Source organism: Flavobacterium sp. NLM, from assembly GCF_002210235.1.
GTDB lineage: Bacteria > Bacteroidota > Bacteroidia > Flavobacteriales > Flavobacteriaceae > Flavobacterium > Flavobacterium panici.
In genome coordinates this window covers 241,328-249,253 of sequence record NZ_LIAC01000008.1, presented here as the reverse complement: position 1 = coordinate 249,253, position 7,926 = coordinate 241,328, and the positions used below count along the sequence as shown (strand labels likewise).

Genomic DNA, 7,926 nt, shown 5'->3' with positions numbered 1-7,926 from the left:
TTGTCATTTCGACGGAGGAGAAATCGCACTCGTATATCGACAAAGATTGGCGCTTTTCTTTGTAGAGTTTCTAGTGCGATTTCTCCTCCGTCGAAATGACAAATAGTATTGCGCTAAAACAAAAAATCCCATTCTTTCGAATGGGATTTTGTTATTTAATATTCTTGTTGACTATATATCTTTCTCAACAATATATTTTTTCTTATTGCTTTTTGGATCCATGTAAGAAATACCAAAACCTTCTTTATCTGCGTTTAAAGTTAATTTTGAGAGAATTTCTTTTTTAATCTTCTTTCCTTTAATATTGATATCAGTTGTAAAACTTCCTTTAAAGACAATTTCTAAGTTTGTTTTGTCAATTTTGTATTCAATATCTGAGATTAAAAACTCTGCTTTGAGGTCTTTTAGAGAGGTCTTTTTTTGAGAATCAAATACTTTTACATCCGTTTGACTAAATAATATAGAAAGTCCTTTATTGTATAAATCGATTCTTCCGTTACCGCTTTCTTTATCTTCATTTACAAATTCATTAAAAATAACATCAAACGATGGATATTTTTCTTTAGCATTTACATTGAATTTTAAAAATATCCCACTATTTAAAAAATCATACTGCAAATCAGATCTCGGGATAACTTGAAAACTATAAAATGCGGCAGATCTCGAGGAAGATGTTTGCAAATCTTTAATAAACAACAATTTACTTGTTACTTTTAATCCGTCTCTAAAATAATTGAGTTCTGGACTAAAAAGTGATTCATCTGTATTATTACCCAAAAACAAATCATCAAAATCCGGAAAATACGCTTGCGCGGAAACTGTAAGGTTTACAAGAAATAATAAGGAAACGATGAGTTTTTTCATTTAATTAATTAATTTTTGATTCTCTGATTAATTGTAATGTGCTAAGCCAAATGGACATTTATTATTCTTCACATTTTATTTAAATTACTTTTTCCATGGAACATATTCTACTCTTTCGCTTATATGCATTTCATTTGAACACCGATTAGAATACTTTCCAGAATAATCTAAAATAGCCAACAAGGACATTTCAATATACCATATACATAATTGAAGAGCTTCATATTTTACCTTAAAGTGAATTTCACTTAATTTCCTTCTTTTTTCTTCTTGCGAATGAACTATTGCATTACGAATTTGAACAACTGCATCAGGAGCATCTACCATTTGAGTATTTTCATCTATAAATTGCTGTAAAAAACTAAATTTTTGAGGCACTAAGTAATTTATATTTAATTGAGAAAGTAATAACCTTATTTTATTGGAGGCATTTATATTTTCTGAATCTTTTCCTATAATTAATTTCTTATTTTCAACAATGAACCAATTATATAAAAGCTCCAAAGCAGTTTGTGCCATAATAATTGCTCCATCCGAATATCCCCTATTATTATTTGATTCAATATACCAATGAATAGCCGACACTAAAAAATCTTGATCACTTTTATCTTTCCAAATTTGGCTAAATTTTTGAAATAATTCGTTTAAACCTTCAATTGAGTGAACTTCCGGCCAACTTTGTGCAAATTCATATATATCTATATCATAATTTGTGAAATCTTGCCAAATTACTGCACCATCATGTATTCCATGAATAAAAATTGCGGAGGTTCTCCTTCCATTTATAAAAGTCATAAATGTGTCTAAACAATATAATATATCTTTTGTGTCCTCGTAACTTATAGATCCTTTTTTGCATGTTAGTTCTCCATCGTATAAAATCAAATATCCTCCCTTTTCGTTAAGTTCTTTTTTAAGATTATCATAATTTAACTTCTTATCTATTAAAATTAAATACTTATCATTTTCAAATTTTAATCTATTTGCACCTGTCCATGTTTTATCTCTAGTAGCTTTTTTTATATTAATACCACTAAATTCACGCATATTCGGAATAGAAAAAACTATCTTTTCAACAGCTATTGATTGATCTCCTAATATTGCTCTTTGACTTAAGGTCCCTTTAATAAAAATACTATTGTTCAGAGTAACATTGGTTATTAAACCTTCACCGAATTCTAATCCATCAATAAAAATATGCAATGAGTTATTATACAATTTTAGGATATCTATTTTATCAACTATTTTAGCTCGAAAATTAGCTCCTGAATTTGGAAACCAATCATATTGAATGGTACCAACCACAACAATTTTTATTTCATCACTTGAAATAGTAAATTCGCCTTCATATATTTTTATGAAACTATTTGCCTCCAGCATATTTAATGGGCTTTCAATAATCTCATCGTAATTTTTCAATATTTCATTTATCTCTTTCAACCGTATTAATTTATTTGTTCATACTTCAATATTATTAATATTATTTGAATAATCATGAAACAATTATACTATTAATATGTTTTTTTTTATCATTCCTATATCCAAATCATATAACAATCTCTAAAAATCCTGTAAGACATTCCTGTAACTTCTCAATAATTTTACATCATAACATTTAAACTATAAAATCATGAAAAAGATATTATTAGCCAGTAAAGCAATTTTAGGAGCGGGACTTATTATTTTATTCCTTAACTCTTGTAAAAATGAAGTAAAACAAGAAGATCCAAAAGAAGTTGCAGAAGATGCTAATGAAGCCAAATTTGACTCTATTGACAGTAAGGAAGATGATTCTGAATTTTTAGTAGATCAGGCTGAAATTAACCTGGCTGAAATCGAAATAGGAAAATTGGCACAGCAAAAAAGTACCAATGCCGAAGTGAAAAAATTTGGTAAAATGCTTGTTGATGAGCATACTAAATCAGCATCTGAAGTAAGTGCTTTAGCAAAAGCTAAAAACTTTACACTGCCAAGTTCACTTACTGAAGAAGGACAAGAAGAATACAACAAACTAAACGAAAAATCAGGTCTTGATTTTGATAAAAAATTCGCCGATATGATGATCGACGGTCACGAAAAAGCAATTGACAAACTTCAAAAAGCAGCAAAAGATGCACACGACGAAGATGTTAAACTTTGGGCCTCAAATAATATCGCAGGATTAACAGCACATTTAGAACATGCCAAATTGCTGAAACAAAATCTGGACAAAAAGTAAAATAAATTTAATTGGTTATTATTTATTTTTAAGAAACCCCTCAAGAGTTGAATTGCTTGAGGGGTTTTGTTTTTTTAAAGGTGTAAAGGTTCAAAGCTGCAAAGGTTCAAAGTTTTTTTTAAAACCCTATGAGAAACCTTTGTTACTTTGAACCTTTGCAGCTTTGAACCTTATTTTAAAGAAGCCATATCAATTACAAAACGATATTTGATATCTCCTTTTAATAATCTTTCGTAAGCGTTGTTTACGTCGTTTACGCCAATTACTTCAATATCAGCTGTAATATTGTGTTCTGCGCAAAAGTCTAACATTTCCTGAGTTTCGGCAATTCCGCCAATAGCAGAACCTGCAAAACTTCTTCTACCTAATATAAGACTGAATGAAGTTACAGGAAGCGGATCCATTGGAGCGCCCACTAAAGTCAACGTTCCGTCTACTTTTAATAAATTTAGATAGGAATCGATGCTGTGTTCAGCAGAAACGCAGTCTAATATAAAATTCAGGCTTTTTGCATGTTTAGCCATTTGTTCAGCATCTGTAGATAAAACTACCTCATCTGCACCTAAACGTTTTGCATCTTCTGTTTTAGATAAATTAGTTGTAAATACAACAACATGAGCGCCCATAGCTTTTGCTAATTTGATTCCCATGTGGCCTAAACCACCAATACCAACAATTCCAACTTTTTGACCAGGACCAACATTCCAGTGTTTTAAAGGAGAATAAGTTGTGATTCCGGCACATAATAAAGGTGCAACTCCGGCAAGATCTAATTTATCTGAAATATGCAGTACAAAACTTTCATCAACTACAATACTTTGAGAATAACCTCCAAAAGTCTGGATTCCGCCTAAATGTTTGTCTGGAGAATTGAACGTTAAAATACTTCCTTCATCACAATATTGTTCTAAATCGTTTTTGCAATTGTCACATTCTCTGCATGAATCAACCATACAGCCCACTCCGGCAAGTTCGCCAACTTTAAAATTTTTAACGTGATCACCTACTTTTACAATTCGGCCTACGATTTCATGTCCGGGAACAATTGGATAAATAGTTCCGTGCCATTCGTTTCTTGCTGAGTGTAAATCAGAATGGCAGATTCCGCAATACAAAATTTCAATTTCAACATCGTGTGCCTGTACCGCACGACGCTGAATGTCTAAGGTTTTTAATGGCGCTTCAGCAGCTTCTGTACCAAATGCTTTTATGTTTTTTGTTTCCATATGTTTTTTTGTTTTTTTAATTAGTTTCAGGTTTTCTTTGTTTCAGGTTTCAAGTTTTAGAAAACTTAGTCCCTTAGTCCCTTAGTATCTTAGAAACTTAGTGACTCAAAACGAAATACTCTCCATCGGTTACTTTTTCTAACCAGGTTCCGTGGCCTTTATCAATTTCTGTGATAATGGCAACATAAGAGAACTTGTCAAACGGAGTTGCTCCATACCAGTGTTCTACTCCCGGCAGAATCGTAACTACTTCATCTTTAAGAAGTATACGAACTGCGCTTCCTCTTTCCTGATAATAACCTACTCCATTCTTTGCAATAAGCATGTGCAGACTCGCATTGCTATGCCAGTTGCTTCTTGCACAAGGTTCAAAAGTAACTTCCTTAATAACAGTATTTTCAGGATGAATATCACTGCTTTGCTTCTTGTATGAAACGTCGCCCGTCATATATGCACTAGGGACTTTTCCTTCTTCGATAACGGCTGAATAATTTGTTGACATAAATTTAGTTATTTTTTTGAGATTGACTTTATTTAAAACTACTTATATTATTCATTATCAGAATTATAAACTAAATTTAGAAAGCTAGGATCCGCTTTATGAAGTATTTATTTAGTTTGCTGAAAACTGATAACTTATTTAGTATCGTAATTTCAAAGGCAAAATTAGGAAAGGAATGCTTTCCGGAAATAACAATATTCAAACAAAAAATTATGAAATTGAAACAATTTACATTCTTAACGATTTTGGAACCGTTCCTGTAAGTCTTTTAAAATAATTATTAAAATAACTCGGATATTCAAATCCAAGCGAATAACCAATATCCGAAATACTCCAGTCAGTATGCTGTAACAAAGCTTTTGCTTCATTGATAACTCTTTCTGTAATATGCGCCGTTGTTGGTTTTCCTGTAACTTCTTTTACTGAACGATTTAAGTGGTTTACATGTACAGCAAGACTTTGTGCATAATCCTGTGGGGTTTTTAAAGCCAGCGGTTCGTTTTTAGTTTCGATTGGAAACTGTCTTTCTAATAATTCTAAAAATAAAGAGGTAATTCTCGCAGATGCATTTCTATGTTTAAAGAAATTATCTGACGGCTGCATTTTCATCGATTCATGAATAATCAAGTTAACATAACTGCGCATTAAGTCATCTTTAAAAACATAATCAGTTTCATATTCTTCGATCATTTTTTGAAACAATGAATCTATAAACACCTTTTGTTCAGCATTTAAAGAAAAAATTGGTGTTCCTCCTATTTTAAACAAAGGTGATTCGTGAAGTGTTTCTGAACGGTCTTTTGCTCTCAGAAATTCTTCTGTAAAAACACAGGCATAACCTTCATAACCTTCAGAAACGGTTTCCCATGAATATGGAATAATTGGATTACCGAAAAACAAAATAGTTCCGTCGGTTTCTATTCCGCGGTCAGCATATTGTATGATACTTTTACTCGTATTGATGCAGATTTTATAAAAATCCCTGCGGCTGTAAACGGGAATTTTACTTAAATCTCCGTTGATCTGATATACCTTAAATCCCTTCAGCTTTAAATCTGAAGTAAAATCGCAATTCTGACTTTCTGTTTGATTATTCATTTTGCAAAGTTATGAAAATCAAATATTAGTTTTTTGTTTTTTTTGTTTCAGGTTTCAAGTTTTAAGTTTTAACCGCAAAGGTCGCAAGGTTTTTTATTGGAATGAAAGAATCTCGCAAAGTCGCAAGGTCGCAAAGTTTTATTTTCTTTGCGTGCTTTGCGTAAACCTTAGCGTTCTTTGCGGTTAGATTAACTTGAAACAAAAAAACTTGAAACATGAAACTTCAAACCTGAAACAAAACTTTTTATCTTTGTTTGCATGAAGGATTTACTGCCCGTTATAGACTACGTTTCAAGATATGTTGATTTGACAGATGATGAAAAAAAGCATCTGGCTACTTTTTTGAAAATTACCAAAGTAAAGAAAAGGCAATTTATTGTACAGCCGGGTTTTGTATGCAAACACAAAAGCTATGTTGTAAAAGGTGCTTTTAGAGGTTATTTAGTCGATAACGAAGGAAAAGAACACACTTTATCATTTGCTATTGAAGATTGGTGGATTTCTGATTACAGCAGTTTAATTTATCAGGAACCTGCTACTCTTTTTGTGGAAGCGCTTGAAGATTCGGTTTTGATTCAGATTGAATATGAAGACGAACAGAAATTTCTACGCGAAATTCCCAAACTTGAAAAATTTGAACGTATTATAACACAGCGTTCGCTTGCTTTTCAGCAAAAAAGACTTTTGTCCAATTTTACCAAAACTGCCGAAGAACGTTATGATGAATTTATGAGCAAATATGCTGAAATCGCTAAGCGTGTGCCGCAATATGCTTTGGCTTCTTATCTTGGTTTTAGCACCGAGTATTTGAGTAAAATACGCAATCGGAAAACCTCAAAAAGTTAAACTAGTTTAACCGAATTTCCTAAACCAGTTCATTTTTATTTTTCTTGTTCTGTCCCAGATTTGCATTGTCAATAAGGACAAATAATTTCAATTCAATAAAAATGAAAAATACAATTTTAATTACCGCTTTTTCTATTCTTTTTGCTGCTTGCGACAGTGAAAAAAAGCCTGCCTCAGTTTCTGTTTCTCTTCAAAGCAAATATACCGTAACAGATATTGGTCTGTATCCTGAAGGAATTGATTATGACTCAAAAAATGAAAAATTCTTATTCAGTTCGTTGTATAAAGGTGCCGTTTATGCAATGAACCCAAAAGGTGAAACGACAGTTTTTGCTACAAGCAGTAAATTGGTTCTGCCAACAGGAATTTATACGGATGAAACCAGAAACCGATTAATTGTCGCTAACGCCGATTTAGGAATTTCACAAAAAAGTACTGCTACAAGCTCCGGAACAATTGCTACAGTAAGTATTTTTAATCTTACCTCTGGCGCTTTGATTAAGGAAATTGATTTGAAAAATTTTACGCCAAATGCCGGATCATGCCTAAATGATATTGCGGTAGATACTGACGGAAATATTTATATTACCGATTCTTTTTCTCCGAATATCTATAAAATTGATACCAGTTTTACAGCATCTTTATTTGTTACGAATGAATTATTCAAACCCGCGCCAAATCAATTTGGTTTAAATGGAATTGTTTTTCATCCTGATGGTTATTTATTAGCCGTTAAAACAGATGATTCTAAATTGTTTAAAATTTCGATTTCTAATCCTTCCATTATTACTGAAGTTACAGGAGCATCTTTCAGCGCGCCTGACGGAATTGAATTAGACAAAAACAATAATCTTGTTGTGGTTGAAAACGGATTGGCTTTAGGAAAAACATATACTTTTTCGAGCAATAATAACTGGAAAAGTGCTTCAAAAATTAGTGAAACCAATGTTGGCAAAGAAGATTTTCCAACAACTGCAGCTTTGGCTTCAGATGGAAATGTTTATGTAATAAGTTCTAAATTGGGGAAATTATTGGGCGGAGATAAAACGCAGTCTTCTTACGATATTCAGAGAATAAAATAGTTTTTTATAACCGCAAAGAGCGCAAAGGTTTACGCAAAGGTCGCAAGGTTTTTTTTTAACTGGATCGAAATAATCTCGCAAAGTCGCAAG

The 7,926-nt window shown here is 32.1% G+C and carries 8 protein-coding genes; 3 read left to right on the top strand and 5 right to left on the bottom strand.

Annotated elements, in window-relative coordinates; translation table 11 throughout:
• Positions 1–171: 171 nt before the first annotated feature.
• Both APR43_RS12220 and APR43_RS12215 read right to left on the bottom strand, forming a co-directional pair.
• Positions 172–864 carry a hypothetical protein gene (locus APR43_RS12220; RefSeq protein WP_053472231.1) on the bottom strand — a complete coding sequence of 231 codons (693 nt, stop codon included), beginning with the start codon at positions 862–864 and terminating at the stop codon, positions 172–174.
• Positions 865–948: 84 nt separating this feature from the next.
• Positions 949–2,304, bottom strand: a complete 1,356-nt coding sequence (locus APR43_RS12215) for a hypothetical protein (RefSeq protein WP_053472230.1) — start codon at positions 2,302–2,304, stop codon at positions 949–951.
• Between the two features lie 190 nt (positions 2,305–2,494).
• Here APR43_RS12215 and APR43_RS12210 point away from each other — a divergent pair, with 190 nt between their 5' ends.
• Positions 2,495–3,082, top strand: coding sequence for a DUF4142 domain-containing protein (locus APR43_RS12210; RefSeq protein WP_053472229.1), 588 nt, complete (start codon positions 2,495–2,497; stop codon positions 3,080–3,082).
• Between the two features lie 170 nt (positions 3,083–3,252).
• Here APR43_RS12210 and APR43_RS12205 read toward each other — a convergent pair whose 3' ends face one another.
• The 3 genes from APR43_RS12205 to APR43_RS12195 all read right to left on the bottom strand — a co-directional run bounded on the left by APR43_RS12205 (position 3,253) and on the right by APR43_RS12195 (position 5,908).
• Entirely contained in the window at positions 3,253–4,308 is a 1,056-nt protein-coding gene (locus APR43_RS12205; protein WP_053472228.1) for an NAD(P)-dependent alcohol dehydrogenase, read from the bottom strand.
• Positions 4,309–4,405: 97 nt separating this feature from the next.
• The gene (locus APR43_RS12200; protein WP_053472227.1) at positions 4,406–4,810 is read right to left on the bottom strand and encodes a cupin domain-containing protein; all 405 of its coding nucleotides are present in this window, start codon (positions 4,808–4,810) and stop codon (positions 4,406–4,408) included.
• A 228-nt stretch (positions 4,811–5,038) separates the two neighbouring features.
• Positions 5,039–5,908 carry a helix-turn-helix domain-containing protein gene (locus APR43_RS12195; protein ID WP_053472226.1) on the bottom strand — a complete coding sequence of 290 codons (870 nt, stop codon included), beginning with the start codon at positions 5,906–5,908 and terminating at the stop codon, positions 5,039–5,041.
• A gap of 258 nt (positions 5,909–6,166) precedes the next feature.
• Between APR43_RS12195 and APR43_RS12190 the strand changes: the two genes are divergently transcribed.
• Both APR43_RS12190 and APR43_RS12185 read left to right on the top strand, forming a co-directional pair.
• Complete coding sequence (locus APR43_RS12190) at positions 6,167–6,754, top strand: Crp/Fnr family transcriptional regulator (RefSeq protein ID WP_053472225.1); 588 nt, start codon at positions 6,167–6,169, stop codon at positions 6,752–6,754.
• Positions 6,755–6,855: 101 nt separating this feature from the next.
• On the top strand, positions 6,856–7,836 hold the full coding sequence (locus APR43_RS12185) for an L-dopachrome tautomerase-related protein (protein ID WP_053472224.1): 981 nt from the start codon (positions 6,856–6,858) through the stop codon (positions 7,834–7,836).
• Positions 7,837–7,926 lie beyond the last annotated feature (90 nt).